This is a genomic window from Cupriavidus sp. UYPR2.512, assembly GCF_000379565.1.
In the GTDB taxonomy this organism is placed as follows: Bacteria; Pseudomonadota; Gammaproteobacteria; order Burkholderiales; family Burkholderiaceae; genus Cupriavidus.
Map to the genome: position 1 here is coordinate 152,182 of NZ_KB903075.1, position 25,707 is coordinate 177,888.

At 67.8% G+C, this 25,707-nt stretch carries 22 protein-coding genes and 1 tRNA gene; 8 read left to right on the forward strand and 15 right to left on the reverse strand.

The genetic code is table 11. From position 1 onward, the window contains the following. Window positions 1-81: 81 nt before the first annotated feature. Window positions 82-993 carry a glutamate/aspartate ABC transporter substrate-binding protein gene (locus tag A3A5_RS0120845; protein ID WP_026200964.1) on the reverse strand — a complete coding sequence of 304 codons (912 nt, stop codon included), beginning with the start codon at window positions 991-993 and terminating at the stop codon, window positions 82-84. A 105-nt stretch (window positions 994-1,098) separates the two neighbouring features. Further along, entirely contained in the window at window positions 1,099-2,382 is a 1,284-nt protein-coding gene (locus A3A5_RS0120850; RefSeq protein WP_026200965.1) for a D-amino acid dehydrogenase, read from the reverse strand. Window positions 2,383-2,508: 126 nt separating this feature from the next. Here A3A5_RS0120850 and A3A5_RS0120855 point away from each other — a divergent pair, with 126 nt between their 5' ends. Both A3A5_RS0120855 and A3A5_RS0120860 read left to right on the forward strand, forming a co-directional pair. After that, window positions 2,509-3,471, forward strand: coding sequence for a LysR family transcriptional regulator (locus A3A5_RS0120855; RefSeq protein ID WP_018312465.1), 963 nt, complete (start codon window positions 2,509-2,511; stop codon window positions 3,469-3,471). A gap of 89 nt (window positions 3,472-3,560) precedes the next feature. After that, a complete protein-coding gene (locus A3A5_RS0120860) occupies window positions 3,561-4,880 on the forward strand; it encodes a hemolysin family protein (RefSeq protein ID WP_018312466.1) in 1,320 nt (439 codons plus the stop codon). Here the strand turns inward: A3A5_RS0120860 and A3A5_RS41965 are convergent. The 6 genes from A3A5_RS41965 to A3A5_RS0120890 all read right to left on the reverse strand — a co-directional run bounded on the left by A3A5_RS41965 (window position 4,762) and on the right by A3A5_RS0120890 (window position 11,171). Further along, complete coding sequence (locus A3A5_RS41965; RefSeq protein ID WP_081623956.1) at window positions 4,762-5,892, reverse strand: phosphatase PAP2 family protein; 1,131 nt, start codon at window positions 5,890-5,892, stop codon at window positions 4,762-4,764. The genes A3A5_RS0120860 and A3A5_RS41965 overlap by 119 nt on opposite strands. Further along, complete coding sequence (locus A3A5_RS0120870) at window positions 5,889-6,785, reverse strand: DUF1653 domain-containing protein (protein WP_369797802.1); 897 nt, start codon at window positions 6,783-6,785, stop codon at window positions 5,889-5,891. Before A3A5_RS0120870 ends, A3A5_RS41965 begins: the two co-directional genes overlap by 4 nt. Window positions 6,786-6,989: 204 nt before the next feature. Beyond that, window positions 6,990-7,079, reverse strand: a tRNA-Ser gene (locus A3A5_RS0120875). Window positions 7,080-7,169: 90 nt separating this feature from the next. Next, window positions 7,170-8,486, reverse strand: a complete 1,317-nt coding sequence (serS, locus tag A3A5_RS0120880; RefSeq protein WP_018312468.1) for a serine--tRNA ligase — start codon at window positions 8,484-8,486, stop codon at window positions 7,170-7,172. 126 nt (window positions 8,487-8,612) lie between these two features. Continuing rightward, window positions 8,613-9,968: a replication-associated recombination protein A gene (locus A3A5_RS0120885; protein WP_026200968.1), complete on the reverse strand. Its 1,356-nt coding sequence runs from the start codon at window positions 9,966-9,968 to the stop codon at window positions 8,613-8,615. A 69-nt stretch (window positions 9,969-10,037) separates the two neighbouring features. Continuing rightward, the gene (locus A3A5_RS0120890) at window positions 10,038-11,171 is read right to left on the reverse strand and encodes an ABC transporter ATP-binding protein (RefSeq protein WP_026200969.1); all 1,134 of its coding nucleotides are present in this window, start codon (window positions 11,169-11,171) and stop codon (window positions 10,038-10,040) included. A 122-nt stretch (window positions 11,172-11,293) separates the two neighbouring features. Here A3A5_RS0120890 and A3A5_RS0120895 point away from each other — a divergent pair, with 122 nt between their 5' ends. Beyond that, complete coding sequence (locus A3A5_RS0120895; RefSeq protein ID WP_018312471.1) at window positions 11,294-12,937, forward strand: iron ABC transporter permease; 1,644 nt, start codon at window positions 11,294-11,296, stop codon at window positions 12,935-12,937. Window positions 12,938-13,050: 113 nt separating this feature from the next. Then, on the forward strand, window positions 13,051-13,722 hold the full coding sequence (locus A3A5_RS0120900; protein WP_018312472.1) for a hypothetical protein: 672 nt from the start codon (window positions 13,051-13,053) through the stop codon (window positions 13,720-13,722). Between the two features lie 33 nt (window positions 13,723-13,755). Here the strand turns inward: A3A5_RS0120900 and A3A5_RS0120905 are convergent, their stop codons facing one another. Both A3A5_RS0120905 and A3A5_RS0120910 read right to left on the reverse strand, forming a co-directional pair. Next, window positions 13,756-14,793: a Fe(3+) ABC transporter substrate-binding protein gene (locus A3A5_RS0120905; protein ID WP_026200970.1), complete on the reverse strand. Its 1,038-nt coding sequence runs from the start codon at window positions 14,791-14,793 to the stop codon at window positions 13,756-13,758. A 143-nt stretch (window positions 14,794-14,936) separates the two neighbouring features. Next, window positions 14,937-15,272, reverse strand: a complete 336-nt coding sequence (locus tag A3A5_RS0120910; protein WP_018312474.1) for a hypothetical protein — start codon at window positions 15,270-15,272, stop codon at window positions 14,937-14,939. Window positions 15,273-15,528: 256 nt separating this feature from the next. Between A3A5_RS0120910 and A3A5_RS0120915 the strand changes: the two genes are divergently transcribed. Continuing rightward, entirely contained in the window at window positions 15,529-16,629 is a 1,101-nt protein-coding gene (locus A3A5_RS0120915) for an NAD(P)-dependent alcohol dehydrogenase (protein WP_018312475.1), read from the forward strand. 16 nt (window positions 16,630-16,645) lie between these two features. Here the strand turns inward: A3A5_RS0120915 and A3A5_RS0120920 are convergent, their stop codons facing one another. The 3 genes from A3A5_RS0120920 to A3A5_RS0120930 all read right to left on the reverse strand — a co-directional run bounded on the left by A3A5_RS0120920 (window position 16,646) and on the right by A3A5_RS0120930 (window position 20,212). Further along, complete coding sequence (locus A3A5_RS0120920) at window positions 16,646-17,083, reverse strand: hypothetical protein (protein ID WP_018312476.1); 438 nt, start codon at window positions 17,081-17,083, stop codon at window positions 16,646-16,648. 8 nt (window positions 17,084-17,091) lie between these two features. Next, a complete protein-coding gene (lolA, locus tag A3A5_RS0120925; protein WP_013955810.1) occupies window positions 17,092-17,727 on the reverse strand; it encodes an outer membrane lipoprotein chaperone LolA in 636 nt (211 codons plus the stop codon). Between the two features lie 148 nt (window positions 17,728-17,875). Further along, on the reverse strand, window positions 17,876-20,212 hold the full coding sequence (locus A3A5_RS0120930; RefSeq protein WP_018312477.1) for a DNA translocase FtsK: 2,337 nt from the start codon (window positions 20,210-20,212) through the stop codon (window positions 17,876-17,878). A 245-nt stretch (window positions 20,213-20,457) separates the two neighbouring features. Between A3A5_RS0120930 and trxB the strand changes: the two genes are divergently transcribed. The 3 genes from trxB to A3A5_RS0120945 all read left to right on the forward strand — a co-directional run bounded on the left by trxB (window position 20,458) and on the right by A3A5_RS0120945 (window position 22,877). Continuing rightward, window positions 20,458-21,423, forward strand: a complete 966-nt coding sequence (gene trxB / locus A3A5_RS0120935; RefSeq protein WP_035813228.1) for a thioredoxin-disulfide reductase — start codon at window positions 20,458-20,460, stop codon at window positions 21,421-21,423. Window positions 21,424-21,545: 122 nt separating this feature from the next. Further along, window positions 21,546-22,220, forward strand: coding sequence for a Smr/MutS family protein (locus tag A3A5_RS0120940; RefSeq protein WP_018312479.1), 675 nt, complete (start codon window positions 21,546-21,548; stop codon window positions 22,218-22,220). Between the two features lie 15 nt (window positions 22,221-22,235). Further along, on the forward strand, window positions 22,236-22,877 hold the full coding sequence (locus A3A5_RS0120945) for a trimeric intracellular cation channel family protein (RefSeq protein WP_026200972.1): 642 nt from the start codon (window positions 22,236-22,238) through the stop codon (window positions 22,875-22,877). Window positions 22,878-22,940: 63 nt separating this feature from the next. Here the strand turns inward: A3A5_RS0120945 and glnK are convergent, their stop codons facing one another. Then, window positions 22,941-23,279: a P-II family nitrogen regulator gene (gene glnK / locus A3A5_RS0120950; protein ID WP_006162803.1), complete on the reverse strand. Its 339-nt coding sequence runs from the start codon at window positions 23,277-23,279 to the stop codon at window positions 22,941-22,943. A gap of 248 nt (window positions 23,280-23,527) precedes the next feature. Then, window positions 23,528-25,576, reverse strand: coding sequence for an NAD(+) synthase (locus A3A5_RS0120955; RefSeq protein ID WP_018312481.1), 2,049 nt, complete (start codon window positions 25,574-25,576; stop codon window positions 23,528-23,530). Between the last annotated feature and the right edge of the window lie 131 nt (window positions 25,577-25,707).

A 25,707-nucleotide genomic window follows, 5' to 3' on the forward strand; every position in this document is an offset into this window, starting at 1 on the left:
ACACTATCGAACGCTAAATATTGATTCATTATGGCTAAATAACTGCCGGGCCTGATGCGTCCCGGCGGTGGCGCCCTGCCCTTACTGGTAGGCCTTGTCGTTGGGCGCCGCGAACAGCGCCTTCATGTCGGCCGACAGCGGGTAGTTCATGTTGATGCCGCGCGGCGGGATCGGCGACATAAACCACTTGTTGTACAGTTTCTCGGCACGGCCGCTGGTCTGCAGGTCTGCGATCACGCCGTCGGCCAGCTTCTTGAACGAGGGATCGTCCTTGCGGAACATGCAGGCGTAGTTCTCGGTCTGCAGCGGCGCGCCGACCACCACCCAGTCGCCCGCGTTCTTGGCCTTGGTGCGCTCGCCGTACAGCAGCGGCTCGTCCATGACGAAGGCAGCGGCGCGGCCGGTCTCCAGGATCAGGAAGGACTGGCCGTGGTCCTTGGTGCTGATCAGGTTCATGTTCATGGCCTTCTCGCCGTTCATCTTGACCAGCAGGCGCTCGCCGGTGGTGCCGGCGGTGGTGACCACATTGCGGTCCTTCAGGTCGGTGAACTCCTTCACGCCCGAATCCTTCCTGGTCAGCATCCTGATGCCGTAGACGAACATGCTGTTGGAGAACGCCACCTGCTTCTGGCGCTCCAGGTTGTTGGTGGTGCTGCCGCATTCGATGTCGATGGTGCCGTTCTGCACCAGCGGGATGCGGTTCTGCGAGGTGATCGGGGTCAGGCGCACCTGCAGGCTGGGCATCTTGAGTTCGCTCTTCACCTTGTCGACGATCTGCAGCAGGATCTCGTGCGAATAGCCCATGACGTCCTTGCCGTCGGTGTACGAGAACGGGATCGACGATTCGCGATAGCCAAGCGAGATCACGCCGCTGTCCTTGATCTTCTTCAGCGTGTCGCCATCGGCGGCATGGGCGGCGCCGGCGGCCAGCAGCAGCGTGGCGGCCGCAAGCGCGCGGCGGGTGGCGGATCGGTGGAGGTGCAGTGATTTCATGTGGCGCTCCTTGTAGTGGGGCTTGGTCATTGAGGCATGTTTCGTGAACGGCGTCGTGTACTGCGGACGCACGGGTACGGCATGAACCAATACTTGCCTGCGGCGCTATGCGCGCGCAGCATCAAAATCCTCTGCTTCGATGGCCGGACGGCGTCCTGCCAGCCGGTCGGCCAGCAGGCCGGCGCTGCCCATCGCCAGCGTAAAACCGAGCGCGCCATGGCCCAGGTTCAGCCATAGCCCGGACACCCGCGACGGCCCCACCAGCGGCAGGCCGTCCGGCGTGGCCGGGCGCAGCCCGGCCCATGGCTGCAGCTGCGCCAGCGGCAGCTCGGGCACGATGCCCTCGAACAGCGCGCGTGTCTGTGCCACCAGCGTGCCGACCCGCTCCGGGTCGATGCGGGTGCCGCCGCGCACCAGGTCGGCCATGCCCGCCACCCGCAGTGTATTGCCGATGCGCGCGTAGACGATCTTGTTGGCAAAGTCCGTCACGCTGATATGCGGCGCGCGCGTGCCGCTGGCCAGCGGCACCGTGATGCTGTAGCCCTTGAGCGGCCACAGCATCGGCCGCACGCCCAGCGGGCGCAGCAGCGGCACGCTGCCGATGCCGCCGGCCACGATCACCACGTCGGCCGGCACCACGCCGCTGGCGGTACGCACGCCGGTCACGCGCCCGCCCTGCTGCACCAGCCCTTGCACGGCAGTGCCGAAGCACATCGACACGCCGGGGTGCGCCCCGTCTTGCAGCAACCGTGCCAGCGACAGGCAGAAGCGGTGGCAGTCGCCCACTTCCTCGCTCGGGGTGTAGATGGCGCCGGCAATCTCGTTGCGGATGCCGGCCAGCGCGGGCTCAAGCGCCACGCAGGCATCGCGGTCCAGCGCCTGCTGCTCGCAACCCTGGCTGGCCTGGTAGTCCAGCAGCCGGCAGGCCGCGTCGAACGCCGCCACATCGCGGTGCACAACCAGTTTGCCGCGCCGCGCAAAATCGAAGCCGGCGCCCACATCATCATGCTGGTGCCGGGCCACGAAGGCCTGCATCAGGTCGCGTGAATAGAACCCGAGCCGCAGCAGCTTGCGCGTGGTGGCTTCACTGGTGGCGGCATTGCAGGCGCCCATGAAGGCTGCCAGCCAGCGCCACTGCGCCGGGTCGGCCGCGGGCCGGAAGCGCATCGGCGAATCGCGCCGCAGCAGCCAGCCCGGCACCTTGGCCATCACGCCCGGCCCGGCCAGCGGCGCCACATAGCTGTAGCTGAGCTGCCCGCCATTGGCAAAGCTGGTCTCCTCGCCCGGCCCGTCGTGGCGCTCCAGCACTGTCACCTGGTGGCCGTCCTCGGCCAGGCGCCATGCCGTCGTCATGCCGACCACGCCGGCGCCCACGATCACTACCTGCATTGCCATCCCTTGATTGCTTTGTCCCGATCCGGCAAAGCGTAATGCAGGCGGCGCGGATTGCCCAATGCGAATACGTGCCAGAATATGTCATCAGGCTATGGATGCCTGCCCGCTTCCCGGATTGCCATGCGCTTGCGCCAGATCGAAGTCTTCCGCGCCGTGATGCTGACCGGCACCGTCAGCGAGGCCGCGCGCCTGCTGCACGTGTCCCAGCCGGTGGTCACGCGCGTGCTGCAGCATGCCGAGGCCTCGCTCGGCTTCCGCCTGTTCGAGCGGGTGCGCGGCCGGCTGCAGGCCACGCCCGAGGCCAACGCGCTCTACGGCGATGTCGAAAGGCTATATGGCGAGATCGAGCGCGTGCGCCGGGTCTCGGAAAGCCTGCGCCACAAGGGCGCCGGGCGGCTGCGCGTGGCCGCCACCCCCAGCCTGGCCAACCCGCTGCTGGTGCCGGCGGTGCGGCGCTTCTGCGCGCGCCACCCGGACACGCAGGTGCAGGTGCTGACCCACCATACCGACGAGATCGTCGGGGCGCTGCTGGCCAACCAGATCGACCTGGGCTTTGCCTTTGCGCCACCGGGCCACGAGGCCATCTCCTGCGAGCCGGTGGCCAGTGGCCGCATGCTGCTGGCGGTACCGCGCGGCCAGCCGCTGCCTGCCGGCGGGCGCCGCCAGGTGGTGCCGATGCAGCGGCTGATGGAGCGCGCCTTCATTGGCTATGACGACAACAGCTCGCTCGGGCTGCTGGTGCGCCAGACCCTGGCCCGGCACGCGCTGGAGCCGCGCTCGACGCTGGAGGTGCAGACCTATTCGCTGGCGCTGGCTCTGGTCGATGCCGGGCTGGGCGTGACCCTGCTGGACCAGTACACCGCGCTCAGCGCCAGCCCGGAGCGCGTCGCGCTGCACGACGTGGCCCCGGTGCTGCCGTTCGAGATCCAGATGCTGCGCGCCAGCCACCGCGCCGGCTCCAGCCTGGCCGACGACCTGCGCGCGCAGTTTGCGCTGGCCGCGGGGGACCTGGCCGCGACGCTGCCGCAGCGGCTGGAAGCCCCGGCCGCCAGCTTTGACGCCGTGCCCCGGAGCCGCGATTGAGGTCTGCCTGATACCTGATTGACAGCCGCGCGCGCCGTGCACCATCATCAAGCCGCCTGCAGGCACAACCTGCAGGCGCCAAACCGCCTATGTTCGTCCTGACCCTGATCGCCCTTGTCCTTGTCAGCGCCTTTTTCTCGGTCTCCGAGATCGCGCTGACCGCCGCCCGCCGCACCAAGCTGCAAGTCTTGTCGGAGCGCGGCGACGGCCGCGCCACGCGCGTGCTGCGGCTCAAGGAAGAGCCCGGGAATTTCTTCACGATCGTGCAGATCGGCGTCAACAGCGTGGCCATCCTGGCCGGTATCCTGGGCGAGAAGCATGTGTCGGACCTGCTGCTGGAAACGCTGTCGCCCTATATGCAGGTGGTCCATGCCCAGCGCGTGGCCAATATCGGCTCGTTCCTGATCGTGACGCTGCTGTTTATCCAGTTTGCCGACCTGATCCCCAAGCGCATCGCCATGACCTTCCCCGAGCGCTGCGCGCTGGCGGTGATCGATCCGATGCTGACGCTGCTGCGCGTGCTCAAGCCGCTGGTCTGGGTCTTCAACGCCGCCGCCGATGCCACGCTGCGGCTGCTGCGCCTGCCGACCAAGCCGGTCGACCAGATCACTACCGAGGACATCGCCGCGATGGTCGATGCCGGCGCCGAAGCCGGCGTGCTGCACAAGCACGAACTCCATCTGATCGAGAATGTGTTCGAGCTCGAATTCAAAGGCATTACCGCGATCATGACGCCGCGCGACGACGTGGTCTACCTGAGTCTCGACGAACCCGCCGACAGCGTGCGCCGCAAGCTGGTCAACCAGCCGCACGCGCAATACCCGGTGTGCGGGCACGACCTCGACGACGTGCAGGGCTATATCGATTCCAAGGACATCCTGCAGCTGCTGCTGGCCGATGAAAGCGCCGCCGCGATCGGCAATATCGGCCGCCACCACGACAAGAACGTGCTGGTGATCCCCGACACGCTGACCCTGTCCGAGGCGCTCACGCGCTTCCGCGAGATGCACCAGAACTTTGCCGTGGTGATGAACGAGTATGGGCTGGTGGTGGGCATCGTCACGCTGGACGATATCGTCGGCGCGCTGATGGGAGACATCCTGTATTCCAGCGAGGACGAGCAGATCGTGCGGCGCGACGACAGCTCCTGGCTGGTCGACGGCCTCACGCCGCTGGTGGACCTGAAGAAGGCGCTGGACCTCGACACCCTGCCCGGCGAAGACTATGTCGACACCGCGGGCGGGCTGGTGATCTACGCACTCAAGCGCATCCCGAAGAAATCCGAATCGATCACCGTGGCGGGCTATCGCTTCGAAGTGCTGGACATCGACCATCACAAGATCGACCAGCTGCTGGTGTCGCGCCTGCCGCAAGCACCGGAGGCTGAAGCGCCAGCACCGCTGGCGTAGGCGCGACGGCCTGCCGGTAGCGCTCCAGCGTATCCGGCAGCCGGAACCATGCCACATAGCTGAACGCCACCACCACCGCTGCCGCCGCCACCACGCCCAGCCGCCATGGCGCCACCGATTCCCTCGGCGCCGGCGCATGCAGCGTGCGGTAAGCCGTGCCGAGCAGCGCGATCCATGCCAGCCCCAGCGCATAGCCGGCAGCGACATCCGACAGCCAGTGCATGCCCAGGTACAGCCGCGATACCCCGATCGCCGCCACTGCCACCACCGTCAGCGCCAGCACCGGAATGCGCACGCGCCACGGCTGGCGCAGGCACATCAGGAAGGCCAGGAAGCCATAGGTGACCATGCTGCTGGTGGCGTGTCCGCTGGGGAAGGAATACGATTCCAGGCCGCTGTAAATGCTGGCCGGGCGCATGCGCGCCATGCCCAGCTTGAGCGCCATCACGCAGGCGCGCGCACCCAGCAGCGCGGCGGCCCAGTACAGCGCCACCGTCCAGGCGCGCCGCCAGCACAGCCACGCGAACACCGCCACGCCCACCGCCACGGAAATGCGCGCGCCGCCCAGTTCGGTCACGGCCACCATCGCGATATCGAGCCAGTCGGTGCGCAAGGCACGCAGCGATGCAAACACGATCTGGTCGATGCGCACCACGCCCCCGCTGTCGGCGACCTCGCCGGCCAGCCAGAACAGGGCGCTGCCGCAGGCCAGCAGCACGGCGCCGGCCAGCAGCACCACCACCAGTTCGGCCACGTCGCGCTCGAGCACGCGCAGCGTGAGCGTGCTCAGCCGGCGCGGCTGTGCGGCCACGCGCGCGGACAATGCGCCGGCCCCCCACACGCGCCACCGGTCGAGCCAGCGCACCACCGGCCGCAACAGCGCGACCAGCAGCGGCACCAGGCTCAGCAGCAGCACTGTCACCAGCGTGAACAGCGCAAGCAGCCCCAGCGCCGTGCCCGGCGTAAGCCAGGCCTCGGCGAAGGCGCTCGCGCGTGCCGGCACTTCAATCACGGGACGCGCCCCGCCGCACCGACAATACGGGCGATATTGGCGCGAGCCGGCGCCTCGCAGTCGGTAAAGGCGTCGGTCAGGAAAAGTTGCGGGCGCTGCGCCAGCTTGCCCAGGAAGGCCGCGCGCCGGCGCATGAATTCAGTCTCCAGCGCCTCCCCCTCGAGACCGGTGCGCGCGGCCAGCAAGGCGCGGTTCTCGGCGAACACGTCCAGGCTATGGGCATCGAACATTTCCGGCGCTGCGGCCAGCCTGAGCAGGTCGAGATCGAGCACGGTTCCGGCGCCGGCAATGCTTGGGCCATGGCCGCGCGTATCGAGCACGATCTGCGCGGCACGGTCCAGCACCGCGCGGTCCTCGCCGGGCGCCACCGTTTCGATCAGCGCGGCTGATGCGGCTTCGTTGTGCTCGGACCCCGCCACATAGACCGCGTCGTGGCACAGCACCGCCAGCGCCTGTGCGCGGTCCAGCGCAATGCCGCGCGCGTGGGCGGTCTCGAACATCTCCAGGATATGGCGGCGGTCGTGGTAGTGCCGGTAAGGCGTGTCGTGCAGCGCCAGCACATCGAGCACCGCCTGGCGCGGCAGGAAGTCCAGGCAAGCCAGCGCCGCGGGCCAGGCGGGCGCAAAGCGCGGCACCTCGCCCTGCGGCGTGGCCACCGGTTCGCTGAACACATCGGCGCGGCGCACCCACAGCAATGAGGGATCGCGCATCGCGCGATAGACCACCACCGGCGCGAGATCGGCCTCGAAGCGGCCGATTCCGACTGCGGTGTAGGCGCCGCCCTTGTAGTGCCGGTACGGCATGCCGGCGACCAGGTTGGGGTCGGCCGGCAGTTCGGCCGGATCGCCGTGGAAGACCGGTGCGGAGGGTTGGCTGGCGGGTGGCTGTGTCATGGTGCGGCATCCTGCGTTGCGGATCGCCATGATAGTGCACCCGGCAGCGCGTCCGGTACGCAGGCCAGTGCGGCGGCCCATGCCCGCCGCATGAAAAACCGGCCGCGGAAAAAACAAAACCGACGCGCACTTTCGTGGGCGTCGGCCTGAGTTTTACTACGCTGTTGTTGCCTGCCGGTGGTCGATTCCGACAGCTTCTTGTTATGGCGGAGAGGGTGGGATTCGAACCCACGGTACCGTCGCCGGTACGCCTGATTTCGAGTCAGGTACATTCGACCACTCTGCCACCTCTCCGGTAACTTGTTGCCGTGTGGCGAAACCGAGATTATAGCCATTTCCGGCCAGCCGATGCAATAGGCTGGCAGCGGATTTTTTCAGGCAGCTTTACAGCTCCGGCTCCAGGCGGGTGATGCCGCCCATGTACGGCTGCAGCGCGGCCGGCACCGTGATCGAGCCGTCTGCGTTCTGGTAGTTCTCAAGGATCGCCACCAGCGTGCGGCCCACGGCCAGGCCAGAGCCGTTGAGAGTGTGCACCAGCTCAGGCTTGCCCTGCCCCGTGCGCATGCGCGCCTGCATGCGGCGCGCCTGGAAGTCGCCCATGTTCGAGCACGAGCTGATCTCGCGGTAGGTGTTCTGCGCGGGGATCCACACTTCGAGGTCATAGGTCTTGGTGCTGCCAAAGCCCATATCGCCGGTGCACAGCACGATGGTGCGGAACGGCAGTTCCAGCTTATTCAGGATCGCCTCGGCGTGGCCGGTCAGTTGCTCCAGCGCCTCGAACGACTGCGCGGCGGGCACCACCTGCACCAGCTCGACCTTGTCGAACTGGTGCTGGCGGATCATGCCGCGCGTGTCCTTGCCGTACGAGCCGGCTTCCGAGCGGAAGCACGGCGTATGCGCGACAAAGCGCAGCGGCAGCTTCTCGCCGGCGACGATGGCGTCGCGCACGATATTGGTCAGCGGCACCTCGGCGGTCGGGATCAGGTAGAAGTTCTCGATGCGCTCGCCCGCATTGTCGTCACCGGCGCTGCCGACCTTGCGCGGCACCTTGAACAGGTCTTCCTCGAACTTGGGCAGCTGGCCGGTGCCGCGCATCGAGGCGGCGTTGACCATGTACGGCACGTACATCTCGGTGTAGCCGTGTTCCTGTGTATGGGTGTCGAGCATCAGCTGCACCAGCGCGCGGTTCAGGCGCGCCAGGCCGCCGCGCAGCATCGAGAAGCGCGAGCCGGTGACCTTGACCGCGGTGTCGAAGTCCAGGCCCAGCTTCTCGCCCACGTCGACGTGGTCGCGCACGGCGAAGTCAAACTGGCGCGGCGTGCCCACGCGGCGCGCTTCGACGTTCTGGGTTTCGTCATTGCCAACCGGCACGCTTTCATGCGGCAGGTTGGGGATCGACAGCATCAGTTCAGCCAGGTGCGCCTGGATCTCGTCCAGCCGCGCGGCCGAGGCCTTGAGCGTGTCGCCGATGCCGCCCACTTCCGCCATCACGGCCGAGGCGTCCTCGCCCTTGCCCTTGAGCATGCCGATCTGCTTGGACAGGCTGTTGCGGCGGGCCTGCAGCTCCTCGGTCTGGGTCTGCAGTTGCTTGCGTTCGGCCTCAAGTGCCTGGAACGCCGCAACGTCGAGTTGGTAGCCGCGCGTGGCAAGGCGTTGCGCCACGGCGTCGATGTCTTTGCGGAACAGCTGGATGTCGAGCATGTTGCTATGGTGAAGTGCTGGGCCAGCGACATGCCGGCGGACCCGCCATTTTACTGCACCGGCTCCGTCCGGCGCGAACAGGGCGAGGCCAGGCCACACCGCCGTGTTGCCGGCTCACGCCACCGCTCACTCCCCGCCCTTGCCGCCGTCCTTTGCCTTGCCCGCGCGCTGCTCGCGATGCCAGGCGGCATCCAGCTCGCGCAGGTGGCGCAGCTTCTCGGCGATCTTGCCCTCCAGCCCGCGCGGCACCGGCTGATACCAGCCCTGGGCCTTCAGGTCGTCCGGGAAGTAGTGCTCGCCGGCGGCGTAGGCCTCGGGCTCGTCGTGCGCGTAGCGGTAGGCGTGGCCGTAGCCAAGCTCCTTCATCAACTTGGTCGGCGCGTTGCGCAGGTGCACCGGCACCGCGCGCGACTTGTCCTTGCCGACGAAGGCGCGCGCCGCGTTGTAGGCGTTGTAGCCGGCGTTGGACTTGGGTGCCACGGCCAGGTAGATCAGGGCCTGGCCAAGCGCCAGTTCGCCCTCGGGCGAGCCGAGGCGCTCATAGGTCTCGGCCGCGTCCAGCGTGATGCGGGCCGCACGGGGATCGGCCAGGCCGATATCCTCCCACGCCATGCGGACGATACGCCGCGCCAGGTAGCGCGGGTCGGCGCCGCCGTCGATCATGCGGCAGAACCAGTACAGCGCCGCGTCCGGGTCCGAGCCGCGCACGGACTTGTGCAGCGCGCTGATCTGATCGTAGAAGGCGTCGCCGCCCTTGTCGAAGCGGCGCAGGTTTTCCGACAGCGCGCTGCCCAGAAGCGCGGTATCGATCTGGGTGGCACCGGCGGTGCGCGCCGCGCGCGCCACGATCTCGATATTGTTCAGCAGCTTGCGCCCGTCGCCATCGGCCGAGGCCACGATCAGCTGCAGCGCTTCGTCCTGCCAGCTGATGCCGCCCAGTTCCGCGCTGGCGCGCAGGGCGAGCTGGGTCAGCTCGGCATCGTCCAGGCTCTTGAGCACATAGACCGCCGCGCGCGACAGCAAGGCGCCGTTGACTTCGAACGAGGGGTTCTCGGTGGTGGCGCCGATAAAGGTGAAGAGCCCGCTTTCCACATGCGGCAGGAAGGCATCCTGCTGGCTCTTGTTGAAGCGGTGGACCTCGTCGACGAACACCAGTGTGCGCCGCCCGTGCGCGCGGAACTGCTCGGCGCGCTCGACCGCCTCGCGGATGTCCTTGACCCCCGACAGCACCGCCGACAGCGCGATGAACTCGGCGTCGAAGGCATCGGCCATCAGCCGCGCCAGCGTGGTCTTGCCCACGCCCGGCGGGCCCCACAGGATCATCGAATGCGGCTCGCCGGACTCGAACGCCACGCGCAGCGGCTTGCCCGCACCCAGCAGGTGCTGTTGCCCGATCACCTCGTCGATGGTGCGCGGGCGCAGGCGCTCGGCCAGCGGTTGCCGGGAACGGTCGGGAGTATCGGAAAACAGCGTGTCCGCCACGGTATTCAAGCCTTGTGAATGCAGAACGCCACAGTGTAGACCATCGGCGCCCTGCCCCTGCGTCGAAGGCTAGGCGGGAAATGCCACCACGTCCTCGATCTGGACACGGATGCCGATGCGCTCGCCCACGGCATGGTTGTGGTGCGACGGCACCAGCGCCAGCACGCGGCCGCCGCTGGCCAGGCGCAGCGTGTACAGGATCTCGGCGCCGCGGAAGGCCTTGTGGACCACTTCGGCGCGCATCGGGCTGGCGTCGTCGTGGATGATGTCGTCGGGGCGCACCAGCACGTCGACGGCTGCGCCAGCGGGCAGCGCCAACGGCGCCGCTGGGCGCAGCAGGCCCAGTTCCAGTTCAATCTGCGCAGGCCCGCGCAGCCGTCCCGCCATCAGCACGCCCTGCCCGATAAACCCCGCGACAAAGCGCGATGCCGGCCAGTGGTAGAGGTCGTGCGCGCTGCCCCACTGCTCGATCACCCCGTCGTGCATGACGCCGATCTCGTCGGCCATGGCAAAGGCCTCGTGCTGGTCGTGCGTGACCAGGATCGCGGTGGTGCCCTGCGCCTTCAGGATCGCGCGCACCTCCAGGCTCAGGCGTTCGCGCAGGTCGACGTCGAGGTTGGAGAACGGCTCGTCGAGCAGCAGCAGTTCCGGGCGCGGTGCCAGCGCGCGCGCCAGCGCCACGCGCTGCTGCTGGCCGCCGGACAGCTCATGCGGATACTTGCGGCCCGCGCCGGCCAGGCCGACCAGCTGCAGCACCTCGTCCACGCGCGCCGCGCGCCCGGCGCGGCTGGCCCGCACCAGGCCGAAACCCACGTTGGCCGCCACGTCCAGGTGCGGGAACAGCGCATAGTCCTGGAACACCATGCCGATGCGGCGCTGCTCCGGCGCCAGCATCGCTCCGGAAGACGACACGACCTGCCCGTCCAGCACGATGCGGCCATCCTGCAGCGGCTCGAAACCGGCGATGGCGCGCAGCACCGTGGTCTTGCCGCAGCCGCTGGGCCCCAGCAGGCAGGCGATATTGCCGCGCGCCACCGAGAACGACAGTCCCTTGACCACCGCATGGCGGCCGAAGGCGTGACGGATATGGTCTACCTCGATGACAGCGGCGCCAGCGCCAGTGACGTCAGCAACGCCTGCACGGGTCGCCGGCCGGCTGCGGGCCTGGGTGCCGGGCAAGCGTGAATAGGAATCGGTTCGCATGTGCGCATTATAGGGACGTAGCCCGGGGCCAGGACCGCCTTTCGGGTCGATAGCGTGCCCCGCATTGCTAGAATGCGGCAGCCCGCACGCTGTGCGCGGCGCTTCCGCCTACTTACCGACGCATGCTCCTGTCCAGCCGCCGCCGCTTCCATCCCCTGACCCTGGCCACCCTGGCGATGGCGCTGCTGATCGCCGTGCCGGTACTGGTGATCGCCTCGGCCGTGCTGCTGCCCGCCGGCGACACCTGGCACCACCTGATCGACACGGTGCTGGCGGAATACGTGCTCAACACCGTCTGGCTGCTGTGCGGCGTCGCCATGGGGGTATTGCTGCTGGGGGTGACCACCGCCTGGCTGGTATCGACCTACCGTTTCCCGGGCCACACCGTGATGGAATGGGCGCTGGTCTTGCCGATGGCGATGCCGGCCTACGTGATCGCCTATGCCTACACCGATGCGCTGCAGTTTGCCGGGCCGGTGCAGGGCTGGCTGCGCGAGCTGACCGGCTGGAAGGCGCGCGAGTACTGGTTCCCCGATATCCGCTCGCTCGGCGGCGCCATCGCCCTGTTCTCGCTGGTGCTGTACCCCTACGTCTACCTGACCGCGCGCGCCGCCTTCCTGCAGCAGACCCAGAACACGCTGGAGGCCGCGCGCCTGCTCGGCCACGGCACCTGGAGCCGGCTCTGGCGCGTGGTGCTGCCGCTGGCGCGCCCTGGCATCGTTGCCGGCACCGCGCTGGCGATGATGGAAACGCTGGCCGACTTCGGCACCGTCGCCTACTTTGCCATTCCGACTTTCTCCACCGGCATCTTCCGCGCCTGGTTTTCGCTTGGCGACAAGAACGCCGCGGCGCAGCTGTCGGCATGCATGCTGCTGTTCGTCGCCGCCATCCTGCTGATGGAGCGCGCCAGCCGCGGCCGCGCGCAGGTCTACGGCAACCAGCGCCGCGCCGTGGCCTGGACGCTGGACGGCGCGCGCGGCTGGCTGGCGCTGGCCGTGTGCATGGTGCCGGTGCTGCTGGGCTTCCTGATTCCCGCGCTGATGTTGTGCCGCATGGCCTTCACCGACGGCGATGCGCAGTTCGGCCCACGCTTTGTCGGGCTGGTGCGCAACAGCTTCCTGCTGGCCAGCGCCACCGCGCTGGCCGCGGTGGCGGTCGCGCTGGCGGTGGGCTACGCCGCGCGCGCGGCCAACGGCAAGCGCAGCTGGCTGATGCGCGGCCTGACGCGGCTGTGCGGCATGGGTTATGCGCTGCCGGGCTCGGTCATTGCCGTGGGCGTGCTGGTGCCGGTGGCGCGGCTCGACAACGCGCTGTCGGCCTGGCTGCAGCAGCAGTTCGGGGTCTCGGTGGGGCTGCTGCTGACCGGCGGCATCGCCGCACTGGTCTATGCGCTGCTGGTGCGCTTCCTGGGCGTGGCGCTGCAGACCGTCAATGCCGGGCTGGGCAAGATCACGCCCAGCATGGACGCCGCCGCGCGCAGCCTGGGCCACGGCCCCGGCGCCACGCTGCGGCGCGTGCATTTCCCGATGCTGCGCGGCAGCCTGCTGACCGCGGCACTGATCGTCTTTGTCGACGTGATGAAGGAGTTGCCGGCCACCTTTGTAATGCGCCCGTTCAACTTCGACACGCTGGCCGTGCAGGCCTACAACCTCGCTGCCGACGAGCGCCTGACCGAGGCCGCCACCGCCTCGCTGGTGATCGTGGCCGTGGGCCTGCTGCCGGTGATCGTGCTGTCGCGAACGATCCGGCGCGAAGCACAGCGCTGAACTTCCGCCCCTTGCCGTTCCTGCCCTAAAGTTGCGCTCCCGCGCGCCGATAGCCTTTTATGGCCCGGCGTTCGCCCGGGAGCGAACGGCGGCATGCTGCCGCGCAAGAACCTATGCTGCGATATCACATCCTGCTGTTCAAGTTGAACCGGCTGAGCCGCAACAAGCTGAGCGGCGTGGAAGAAGTCTCGCTGGCCGGGCAGCTGGCGGAGATTATCGATTCGGCCGACACGGCCGCGCGCGTCATCGCTGACCTGTTCGATCATGCCAACCCGCAGGTGCGCCGCATCGCGCTCAACGCGATCCGCCGCGCGCGGCAGTACTCGTCGCCCGAGCTGCAGCCCGCGCTGGTGCGCCGCATGGCCGATGCCGAAGCGGTGCTGCGCCACGACGCCGTCTGGATCGTGCAGGAAACCCGGATGGATGGTGCCGAACTGCGCGCCGCGCTGCGCCGCCTTGCCGGCAAGGTGCAGTTGCCGTGGGACGCCGAGCGCGCCCGCGCCAATCCGGGCGACACCGCGCTGGCAGCGCAGGTGCGCGCACGCATGGCATTGGACAAGCTGCTGGAAAAGAGTGCGGCGCAGCGCAACCAGGCGCTGGCCGCGATGACGCTGGGCGCAACGCCGGAGCAGCCCTATGCCGAAGGCACGGTCGGCCATAAGGGCCTGCTGCACCGGGCACTGGTGCGGCGCCAGGCGGGGCGGCGGCTCAACAGCAGCGTGAAGCTGACGTTCCGCAAGGTCGAGCCCACGCAGGTGACGGGGAACAGGCGGTTCCTGCTGTAGCAGGAACCGCGTTACTGCAAAGGCCGTGGCGGCTTACTTGAAGCCGGCGCGGTCCACCAGCTTCTGTGCCTGCGGCTGGTACTTGCCCAGTTCGGCCACGTTGATAGTGTCGGACTTGAACGTGCCCAGCGCTTCCAGTGCCGGGTTGCTGACCTTCACGCCCTGCACCACCGGCCATTCGTTATTGCCGTCGGCAAAGTAGCGCTGCGCCTCGTCGCTGGCCAGGTACTCCAGGAACTTGACCGCCGCTTCCTTGTTGGGCGCATGCTTGAGCATGCCGCCGCCCGAGACGTTCATGTGCACGCCCTGGCTCGACTGGTTCGGCCACAGCACGCCCAGCTTGTCTGCCACGGCCTTGTCTTCCGGCTTGGTCGACTTCAGCAGGCGCGCGATGTAGTAGGTGTTGGCGATGGCCACGTCGCACTCGCCGGCGGCGACCGCCTTGAGCTGGTCGGTGTCGCCGCCCTTGGGCACGCGCGCCAGGTTGGCGGCCACGCCGCGCGCCCATTGCTCGGTGCGTGCCTCGCCATCGTGGGCGATCAGGCTGGAAACCAGCGACAGGTTATAGACATGGCCGCTGGAACGCGTGCAGACCTTGCCCTTCCACTTGGGATCGGCCAGGTCTTCATAGCTGGCGATATCGCCGGCCTTGACCGCGGTCTTGTTGTAGGCGATCACGCGGCCGCGCGCCGAGAAGCCGAACCATTCGCCATTGGCGTCCCGATAGTTGGCCGGGATGCGCGATTCCAGCACCTTCGACTTTACCGGCGCAAACACACCAGCCTGCTGGGCGCGCCACAGGCGGCCGATATCCACCGTGATGAACACGTCCGCCGGGCTGTTGGCGCCTTCGTTGCGGATGCGCTCCAGCAGCGGGTCTTCCTGGCCTTCGATGCGGTTGATCTTGATGCCGGTCTGCCTGGTGAAGTTGGCGTACAGCGCTTCGTCCGTCTGGTAGTGCCGCGCGGTGTAGAGGTTGAGCACCTTTTCCTGCGCCGCCGCGGCGAGCGGCAGGGTCAGCAGGACCAGCGCCGCAGCGCGCGGCAGCAAGGTTCGGATAGTGGTCTTCACGCGGATGGCTCCCCAGCATGGTTTGGGCAGCCGCCGGGACCCCGAGGCCGCCCGGTTATTGGATTCCGGTCAGCGGGAAACAATATTGATTCTTGTTCAGGCGGTCAAATTACATTTCTGTCATGTTGGCCGCCGCGCCGGCCTCAGCCGCGGCGCACCCACACCACCTTACCGGCCTTGATGCCGAGCGTGCGCCGCTGCGGGTTGTAGTCCATGGTGCCGGGGAATTGCTGGCCGTCCCGCTCGCCGAGCCGCCAGGCGCAGCCTTGCAGCAGGCCAATAGCTTCGGCCTCGGGCTTGCCTGCCAGCGCGTCGTCGGCAAGCTTGTCCGCGGCGCAGCCCTCCGGCGTGCCGCGCGACCCCTGCGGGCCGGGCATCGGTGCCGGCTGTGCAGCGCAGCCGGCAAGCACGGCACCGCCCAGCGCCAGCCAGAGCAGTCGTCGGGCGAGGCTGCCGGACATGGTTCGCATCGCAGTCATGGGGTTCTCCTGATGAGTAAGGCGAGTATGAGGATGGTCGGACACGCGGCACACCGCGGTGTTCAGCTTCTTTGCATACCGGTATGAAACTTTTGCCGGATTGCCATGCATTGTGCACATTTTCCGTGTGGCGTCGGCTTGATCTGGATAAACCGGGCTATGACCCATGCGTGCTATCACTGACTGAGCAGGCCGGCAACGTCCCGCACCACTCCACCCACCGCGCATCCCCTTGCGCCTTCCCTGGGAGCAACGCATGACCGCAATGATGAAAGCCGCCGTTTTTGTCGAGCCTGGCCGGATCGAACTGGCAGACAAGCCCATCCCGGATATCGGCCCCAATGATGCCCTGGTGCGTATCACCACCACCACCATCTGCGGTACCGACGTGCATATCCTCAAGGGTGAGTACCCGGTGGCAAAGGGCCTGACCGTGGGTCATGAACCCGTCGGCATCATCGAAAAGCTCGGCAGCGCGGTGACGGGATACCGCGAAGGCCAGCGCGTGATCGCCGGCGCAATCTGCCCCAGCTTCAACTCCTACGCGGCGCAGGACGGCGTGGCCTCGCAGGACGGCAGCTACCTGATGGCCAGCGGGCAGTGCGGCTGCCACGGCTACAAGGCGACCGCGGGCTGGCGCTTCGGCAACATGATCGACGGTACCCAGGCGGAATACGTGTTGGTGCCCGACGCCCAGGCCAACCTGGCGCCGATCCCCGATGGCCTCACCGACGAGCAGGTGCTGATGTGCCCTGACATCATGTCCACCGGCTTCAAGGGCGCCGAAAACGCCAATATCCGCATCGGCGACACCGTGGCCGTGTTCGCGCAGGGCCCGATCGGGCCCTGCGCGACCGCCGGCGCGCGGCTGTGCGGCGCCACCACCATCATCGCCATCGACGGCAACGACCACCGGCCGGAGATCGCGCGCAAGATGGGCGCGGACGTGGTCCTGAACTTCCGCAACTGCGACGTGGTGGACGAGGTCATGAAGCTGACCGGCGGGCGCGGCGTCGACGCCTCGATCGAGGCGCTGGGCACGCAGGCAACCTTCGGGCAGTCGCTGCGCGTGCTCAAGCCCGGCGGCACGCTGTCCAGCCTGGGGGTCTATTCCAGCGACCTGACCATTCCGCTGTCGGCCTTCGCCGCGGGACTGGGCGACCACAAAATCAACACCGCGCTGTGCCCCGGCGGCAAGGAACGCATGCGGCGGCTGATCAATGTGATCGAGTCGGGCCGTGTCGACCTGGGAGCGCTGGTGACGCACCAGTACAAGCTGGACGACATCGTCGCGGCCTACGACCTGTTCGCGAACCAGCGCGACGGTGTGCTGAAGATCGCCATCAAGCCGCACTGACGGCGGCGCCTCAGGTTCAGCCCTTGGCCCGGGCGGTCAGCGCCTGCATGGCGTCGGCCGGCAACGGGCCGTGGCAGGTGCGCTCGCCGCCGGACTCGCTGACCACCAGCCACACCTCGCCGGTCTTGTCCTTCGGGTGCAACAGCCAGGCCGGGCCGCGCGCGCTGCTGCTCGGCGGCAGGTCTTCCAGTACGCCGGTGCTGGCCGATTGCAGCATCACCGCGCAGTCGGTGGCAGGCACGCGCGTGGCCGTGAGGAAGGCCCCATTGCCCAGCACTTCGGGCAACGCCGAGTCCGATGCGCGCAAGAAGGAATCGACATCGAACTTGCTGGCGCCGCCGCCGCTGCTGGCACATGCCGTCAACAGCAGCGCGCCGGCACTGGCCAGCAACACGGCGCGCCGGCGGCGCCGGGAACAGATGGTGACTGCGGGAGCTTCCTGCGGATCGTTCATGGCGGGCCTCACTGCTTCATCACATCGGCGCCCTTGGGCACCGTGAACCGGAATGCATCGGCCGCCAGCGGCGGGTTTTTCTGCATGCCCGTGAAGGTCAGCAGCGTGGTGTTGCCGAACGCGTCGCGCAGCTCCATGGCTTCAAGGTTGCCGGCCTTGAAGCCGATGCCGATGCGCTCGAACTGCGTGTCCTTGGCCTTGGGCGTCAGCTCCAGCCACTCTACGCCATCGCGCGTCGGGCCGTTCTTGACCACGAAGTTCTTTTCCAGGTCATTGCTGCCGAACAGGATCGCCGCCGGGCTGGAGCCGAGCGCGCCGTCGAGCTTGCGCTCGGTGACCTGGTTCAGGTCCTTGTCGTAGATGTACAGGGTCTGGCCGTCGGCCTGCAACAGCTGGTCGTAGGGCTTGGTATAGCGCCAGGTGAACTTGCCCGGGCGCGAGAAGACAAAGGTGCCGCTGGAGGTGCCGGTCACCTTGCCGTTGGCGCCCTGTCCCTTGACCTGGCGCTGCGTGAACTCGCCGCGCGCGCTCTTCACGCCGGTGACAAAGCTCTGCAACTGGTCGGTGGCGGCGGCATGGGCCGGCGCCTGGAGGGCAAACATCGCCAGCGCGGCGCAAGCCGACACGAGGATGCGGTTTCGCATGGTTCGGGTCCTGGTAGTTGTAGGGTGCGTTGCCTGCGCCGCGTCGGGCACCGGCAACCTGTCCTATTAGAGCCGCCGGCAGCCCCGGGATTCCGCGCGCCGCAAGCCGGCGGGTAACCGGATATTACGAGGGCTGCGCGAGCGGCGCTCACTCATCTTCGCGGGCGGCACCGCCACCCTGCACCAGGATGTCGCGGTTGCCGTTGCCCGACATGGCCGAGACCATCCCGGCCTTTTCCATGTCTTCGAGCAGCCGCGCGGCACGGTTGTAGCCGATGCGCAGATGGCGCTGCACCAGCGAGATCGACGCGCGCCGGTTCTTCAGCACCACCTCGACCGCCTGGTCGTACAGCGGATCGGCCTCGCCGCCGCCCCCGCCGATGCCGGCACCGCCGCCAAACCCGTCGCCACCGCCGGCGTCATCGGTCAGGCCGCCTTCCAGGATGCCTTCAATGTAGTTGGCCTCGCCGGATTCCTTGAGCTTCTCTACCACGCGGTGGACTTCCTCGTCCGATACAAAGGCGCCGTGCACGCGCACCGGCAGGCCGGTGCCCGGCGCCAGGTAGAGCATGTCGCCCATGCCCAGCAGCGCTTCGGCGCCCTGCTGGTCAAGGATGGTGCGCGAGTCGATCTTGCTGCTGACCTGGAACGCGATCCGGGTCGGCACGTTGGCCTTGATCAGGCCGGTGATCACGTCCACCGACGGGCGCTGCGTGGCCAGCACCAGGTGCAGGCCGGCCGCGCGCGCCTTCTGCGCGATGCGGGCGATCAGTTCTTCCACCTTCTTGCCGACCACCATCATCAGGTCGGCCAGCTCGTCGATGACGATGACGATGGTGGGCAGCCGGTCCAGCGGCTCCGGGGCGTCCGGGGTCAGGCTGAACGGGTTGGGGATCTTCTCTTCGCGGGCCGCGGCCTCGTCGATCTTCTTGTTGTAGCCGGCCAGGTTGCGCACGCCCAGCTTGCTCATCAGCTTGTAGCGGCGCTCCATCTCGCCGACCGCCCAGTTCAGGGCATTGCCGGCCTGGCGCATGTCGGTCACCACCGGGCACAACAGGTGCGGAATGCCTTCGTAGACGCTCATTTCGAGCATCTTCGGGTCGATCAGGATCAGGCGCACGCTCTCGGGCTTGGACTTGTACAGCAGCGACAGGATCATCGCGTTGATGCCGACCGACTTGCCCGAGCCGGTGGTGCCGGCCACCATGCAGTGCGGCATGCGGGCCAGGTCGGCCACCATCGGCTTGCCGGCGATGTCCTTGCCCAGCGCCATGGTCAGGCTGGACGCGCTCTCGTTGTAGACCTGCGAGCCGAGGATTTCCGACAGGCGCACGGTCTGGCGCTTCGGGTTGGGCAGCTCCAGCCCCATGTAATTCTTGCCCGGGATGGTCTCGACCACGCGGATCGACACCAGCGACAGCGAACGCGCCAGATCGCGCGCCAGGTTCACCACCTGGCTGCCCTTGACGCCTGTGGCCGGCTCGATCTCATAGCGGGTAATGACCGGGCCCGGGTAGGCCGCCACCACCTTGACCTCGACGCCGAAGTCCTTGAGCTTCTTCTCGATCAGGCGCGAGGTGAATTCCAGGGTCTCGGCGCTGACGGTTTCCTGGTGCGGCGGGATCGGGTCCAGCAGCGACAGCGGCGGCAGGTCCGAGTCCTGGATATCGGCAAACAGCGGCTGCTGCTTCTCGCGCTCGACGCGCTCATGCTTGGGCACCGCCTGCGGGCGCACGATCTGCACCGGCGCCGCCTCTTCGATGCGCACGCGCTGCACCTCGACGGTTTCCTTGCGCTCGGTCTTGGCGGCCTCGCCGATGATGCGGTCCTGCTTGCTCTCGCGGCGGGCCTTGAAGCCCAGGAACAGGGTCTCGACAAAGCCGCCGACGTGCTCGGCCACGGTCAGCCAGGAGAAATGGAAGAACAGTGACAGCCCGATCGCCAGCAGCAGCAATAGCAGCAGGGTCGCGCCGGTGAAACCCAGAGCCACCTGCAGCCAGCCGCCCAGCAGGTCGCCCAGCACCCCGCCCGGCGCGCGCGGCAGCGCGGCGCGCAGCGGGTACATGCGGATTGCCTCCAGGCCCATGCTGGAGAACAGGGTCAGCCCAAAGCCGATCCAGCTGACGGTCACGCCCTGGCGGTGCAGGGCGTGGTCCGCGCGCTCGGGCAGCTCGGCGGTCAGCGTGCGCCAGCCGCGCCAGCAACGGCGCACCAGCAGCACCGCCAGCCAGTAGGCGGAAAAGCCGAAGATAAAGAACAGCACGTCGGCCACCCAGGCGCCGACGCGCCCGCCCAGGTTGTGGATATCGGCAACCTGGTTGGCATGCGACCAGCCGGGATCCGTCTTGCTGTAGCTGGCCAGCACGCACAGGAAGCCCAGCGTGACGGCCAGCAACAGGAACCAGCGGACCTCGCCCAGCAGTTTGCCGATGCGGGATGGCAAGGCTGAGGGATCGGTGCGGGTGGTCGTGGTAGCTCGGGCCATGCCTGGTTAAGACTCGCGTGTAAGGTGATTCCGGATGCTGATCGGGTGCATTCAGAGCCGATGCCGGCATCGGTCAGTGGTCACTCACCGGGTGACTGACGGTCATCGTGGCGGCCATTTTAACGTGGCCTGAGACTATCGCACTCATTGGAATTTGCAACAGTGAGCAAATGCCGCTCCTCTTATAATGTCGCTTTCGAGCAATGCCGGTGGGCAGCATGCCGCACCGGCCACAGGAACGCATCATGGCAAAACACGCAAAAGTGCTGATTCTCGGTTCTGGTCCCGCCGGCTATTCCGCCGCGGTCTACGCGGCCCGCGCCAACCTGGAACCGGTGCTGATCACCGGCCTGGCACAGGGCGGCCAGCTGATGACCACCACGGACGTCGAGAACTGGCCGGGCGATGCCAAGGGCGTCCAGGGTCCGGAACTGATGCAGCGCATGCTGGCGCATGCCGAGGAGTTCAAGACCGAAATCATCTTCGATCACATCCACACCGCCAGGCTGGTGGACGACAACGGCCAGCCGGCCCGCCCCTTCCGCCTGATCGGCGACGCCGGTGAATATACGTGCGACGCGCTGATCATCGCCACCGGCGCCTCGGCGCAGTACCTGGGCCTGCCGTCCGAAGAGTCCTTCATGGGCCGCGGCGTGTCGGCCTGCGCCACCTGCGACGGCTTCTTCTACAAGAACCAGGAAGTGGCCGTGGTCGGCGGCGGCAACACCGCCGTGGAAGAGGCGCTGTACCTGTCGCATATCGCCAGCAAGGTCACGGTGATCCACCGCCGCGACAGCTTCCGCGCCGAGCCGATCCTGGTCGACCGCCTGCTGCAGCGTGAAAAGGAAGGCCGCGTGGTGATCCGCTACGACAGCGTGCTGGATGAAGTGCTGGGCGACGAATCCGGCGTGACCGGCATCCGCGTGCGTGGCACCAAGACCGGCCAGGCCGAGGACCTGAAGCTGGCGGGGGTGTTCATCGCCATCGGCCACAAGCCCAATACCGACCTGTTCGAAGGCCAGCTGGCCATGGAAAACGGCTACCTGGTGACCAAGTCGGGCCTGCAGGGCGACGCCACCGCCACCAGCGTGCCGGGCGTGTTTGCCGCCGGCGACGTGCAGGACCATGTCTACCGCCAGGCCATCACCAGCGCCGGCACGGGCTGCATGGCCGCGCTGGACGCCCAGCGCTTTGTCGAAGCCCTGAAGTAAGCACAGCTCCCTCCGCCGGCCGGGCCGCCACGGCCCGCCGGCGCGTCCCCCCGGCATCTCGTGCCGCCCTCTTGCCGCCCCGTCAGTCGATATAATCTGCGCCGAGCCCCCGGAGATTCTCAATGACGCACGGCGCCCGCAAACCCGACCGACCGCCCCAACGTTTCGGCCTGAACGACCTTGCCAGGCTGCGCGACACCCTCAAGGCCGATACCGAGCGCCGCGAAGCCGAGCGCGTGGCCGCCGAGCAGGCCGCCCGGCGCGCCCGCGAGGAAGCCGACGTCTTCCGCACCAGCGTGGGCCAGGTCAGCCAGCTGCGCGACCGCAACCGCGCCCCCGTGCCCGCCAGCAAGCCCGCCCCGGTGCCGGTGCAGTCGCGCCGCAACGACGAAGCCGTGCTGGCGGCCTCGCTGTCCGATGAATTCGACGTGGAAAGCCTGCTGGAAACCGACGAGACCCTGTCGTTCCGCCGGCCCGGCATCGGCATGGACGTGATCCGCAAGCTGCGCCGCGGCGAATGGGTGCCGCAGGACAAGGTCGACCTGCACGGCCTGCGCAGCGACGAGGCGCGCGAGGCGCTGGCCGAGTTCCTGCGCCGCTCGGTGCGCAATGGCGTGCGCTGCGTGCGCGTGATCCACGGCAAGGGCCTGGGCTCGCCCGACAAGCTGCCGGTGCTCAAGGGCAAGGTGCGCAGCTGGCTGGTGCAGAAGGAGGAAGTGCTCGCCTTCGTGCAGGCGCGCGAGGCCGAAGGCGGCGCCGGCGCACTGATGGTGCTGCTGCGCCAGCCGCGCTCCTGACGCACCCGCGCCCGGATGCATCTCCCGCTTGAATTGCTGATGGGGCGGCTGCCCCTGATCCTCCACATCATGGAGGTGATCGGCGTGCTCGCCTTTGCGGTCTCGGGCGTGGTCGACGCGCGCAAGCAGCGCCTGGACGTGGTGGGCACCTTCGTGGTGGCGTTTGCCACCGCCTTTGGCGGCGGCACCGTGCGCGACGTGCTGCTGGACCGGCGCCCGTTCTACTGGGTAGACCACGAAGGCTACGTGCTGCTGATCTTCGTGATGTCATTCGGCGCCTCATTCGTGCTGCGCGTGGTCAGCCGCGTGGCCTCGGACCGGGCCATGATCGTCGCCGACGCGATCGGGCTGGGGCTGTTCTCCGTAACCGGCGCCTCGCTGGCGCTGGTGGCACAGATGCCGCCCACCGTGGCGGTGATGATGGGCATCATCTCGGCGGTGTTCGGCGGCGTGGTGCGCGACGTGCTGTGCAATGAGGTGCCGATGATCCTGCGCGACCGCTCGCCCTATGCCACCTGCTCCTTTATCGGCTGCTGGATCTATGTCGGCATGACCTGGCTGGCGGTGCAGCAGGAAGCGGCGCTGCTGACCGGGGCGCTGGCGATCATCGCCATGCGGCTGGTGTCAGTGCGGTACGGATGGAAGCTGCCCAGCTGAAAGGCGCCCCGCCAACAAAAACGCCGCCCTGCAAGGCGGCGTTTTTCTATCCTGGCGCGTGGCTCAGACCGCGGCTTCGTCCTGCTCGCCGGTGCGGATGCGGATCACGCGCTCAATCTCAGTGACGAAGATCTTGCCGTCGCCGATCTTGCCGGTGTGGGCGGCCTTGACGATGGCGTCCAGCACGGTGTCCAGCTGGTTCTCGGCCACCACCACTTCGATCTTGATCTTGGGCAGGAAGTCGACCACGTACTCGGCGCCACGGTAGAGCTCGGTATGCCCTTTCTGGCGGCCGAATCCCTTCACCTCGGTCACCGTCAGTCCGGTCACGCCGACGTCGGCCAGGGCTTCACGCACCTCGTCGAGCTTGAACGGTTTGATGATGGCGGTAATCTGCTTCATGACTGGCCCCTGTTTATCGTTTGTTCACACGCCTGGCGGCGCATCGCCGCGGTCGCGGCGCTCTCCGGCAGGCATTTTACCAGCCCTTGGCCGCTTGCATTTCCGCCTACCCCACAGCCGGCGCGGCCGCAGCGTTGGCCAGCGCGCCTCCGCGCACGCCCCGGTCCTGTGGATAAACCTGTGGACAGCCACTGGAGAATCTGTGCACAAGCCGCCACCCAAGCGCCGGGGCATGACCGGCGCTGCGCTCAGTCCGGCACCTTCTCCAGGTCCGCCAGCCACACCACCGACTCTGAATCGCTCGGTGCACGCCAGTCACCCCGCGGCGACAACGATCCGCCCGAGCCCACCTTGGGCGCGTTCGGGATGCATGAGCGCTTGAACTGGCTGGTGCGGAAGAAGCGGTCCAGGAAGATCGCCAGGTTGCGCTTGATCTCCGGCAGCCCGTACTGGTTGCGCACTACATGCGGGCCATTGGGCCAAACGCCGCGCTCGCGGTCGCCCCAGGCATGCAGCGCCAGGAAGGCGATCTTGGATGGCGTGAAGCCGAAGCGCAGCGTGTGGTAGAGGTTGAAGTCCTGCAGCTCATACGGGCCGATGGTGCTCTCGGTCTTCTGCTCAGGGCCGTGGTTGCTGTCGCCCGGAACCAGCTCGGGGCTGATGTCGGTGTCGAGCACAGCCAGCAGCACGTCAGAACCGCCCTCGCCCACCTGCCCGGTCTCGGCCACCCAGCGCACCAGGTGCGAGATCAGCGTCTTGGGCACGCTGGCGTTGACGTTGTAGTGCGACATATGGTCGCCCACGCCATAGGTGCACCAGCCCAGCGCCAGTTCGCTCAGGTCGCCGGTGCCGATCACGATGGCATGGTGGAAGTTGGCCAGCCGGAACAGGTGGTTGGTGCGCTCGCCGGCCTGCACGTTCTCGAAAGTCACGTCATAGACCTTCTCGCCGGCGGCGTACGGGTGGCCCAGGTCCTTCAGCATGGCCAGGCACGACGGCCGGATATCGATCTCGGTCGCGGTGCAGCCCACCACCTGCATCAGCTGGCGTGCCTGCATCAGCGTGCGCTCGCTGGTGGCAAAGCCCGGCATGGTGTAAGCCAGGATATTGGCGCGCGGCAGGCCCAGGCGGTCCATTGCCTTGGCGCAGACCAGCAGTGCGTGGGTGGAATCCAGCCCCCCCGACACGCCGATCACCACCTTGCTGATCTTGCTGGCCGACAGGCGCTGCACCAGCGCCTGCACCTGGATGTTGTAGACCTCCATGCAGCGTTCGTCGCGCTGGCGCGGATCGGCCGGCACGTACGGGAAGCGCGCCACGTTGCGCGCGAGCGGCAGCGACTTTTCCAGTGACAGGTCGAGCGGGAAGCGGACCACGCGGAATTTGTCCACTTCTGCCTTGTGCCGCCGCACCGAGTGGCCGAAGGTCACCTGGTGCATGCGCTCGCGCGACAGCCGCTCGACGTCGATATCGGCGCAGAGCAGGTGCGAGGTATCGGCAAAGCGCTCGGATTCGGCCAGCAGCTCGCCGTTCTCGCAGATCAGCGCCTGGCCGTCCCAGGCCAGGTCGGTGGAGGACTCGCCCTTGCCGGCCGAGGTGTACAGGTAGGCCGCCAGGCATCGCGCCGACTGCTGCGAGACCAGCTGGTGCCGGTAGCCGGCCTTGCCGACCACGATATTGGAGGCCGACAGGTTGACCAGCACCGTGGCCCCGGCCAGCGCCGCGAACGACGACGGCGGGATCGGCACCCATACGTCTTCGCAGATTTCCGCGTGGAAGCGGAAGTCAGGGATGTCGTCGACATCGAACAGCAGCCCGGCGCCGAACGGCACGTCCTGGCCCAGCAGCTGGATGGATTCGACCGCGGCGTTGTCGGCGGCGCTGAACTGGCGCGCCTCGTAGAACTCCCAGTAGTTCGGCAGGTAGGACTTGGGCACCACGCCCTGGATACGCCCGCGCGCCACCACCACTGCACAGTTGAACAACTGGTGCTCGACCCGCAGCGGCATGCCGACGATCAGCGCCGCCGGCAGCTTGCGCGAGGCCTCGACGATGGTGGCCAGCGCCGCCTCGCAGGCATCCAGCAGCGCGCGCTGGTGGAACAGGTCGTCGCAGGTATAGGCGGAGATGCCCAGTTCCGGGAACGCCACCAGCACGGCGCCCTTCTGTGCCGCCTGCGTTGCCAGGGCAATGGTCTCGGCGGCGTTGAAGGCCGGGTCGGCCACCCGGCAGACGGGCACGCCCACCGCGACACGCGCAAAGCCGTGGGAATACAGGTTGAAAAACGGGTTCTTCATATCGGGCCTTGGTGATCGGACGGACCATGCCACGCGCAGGCGGGCCGCCTGAAGCATCCCGGGATGCCTCGGCGGCACTGGTGACGAGGATGTTCCATTTTACGACGGCCGCCCCGAGCCTGCCGCGCAGC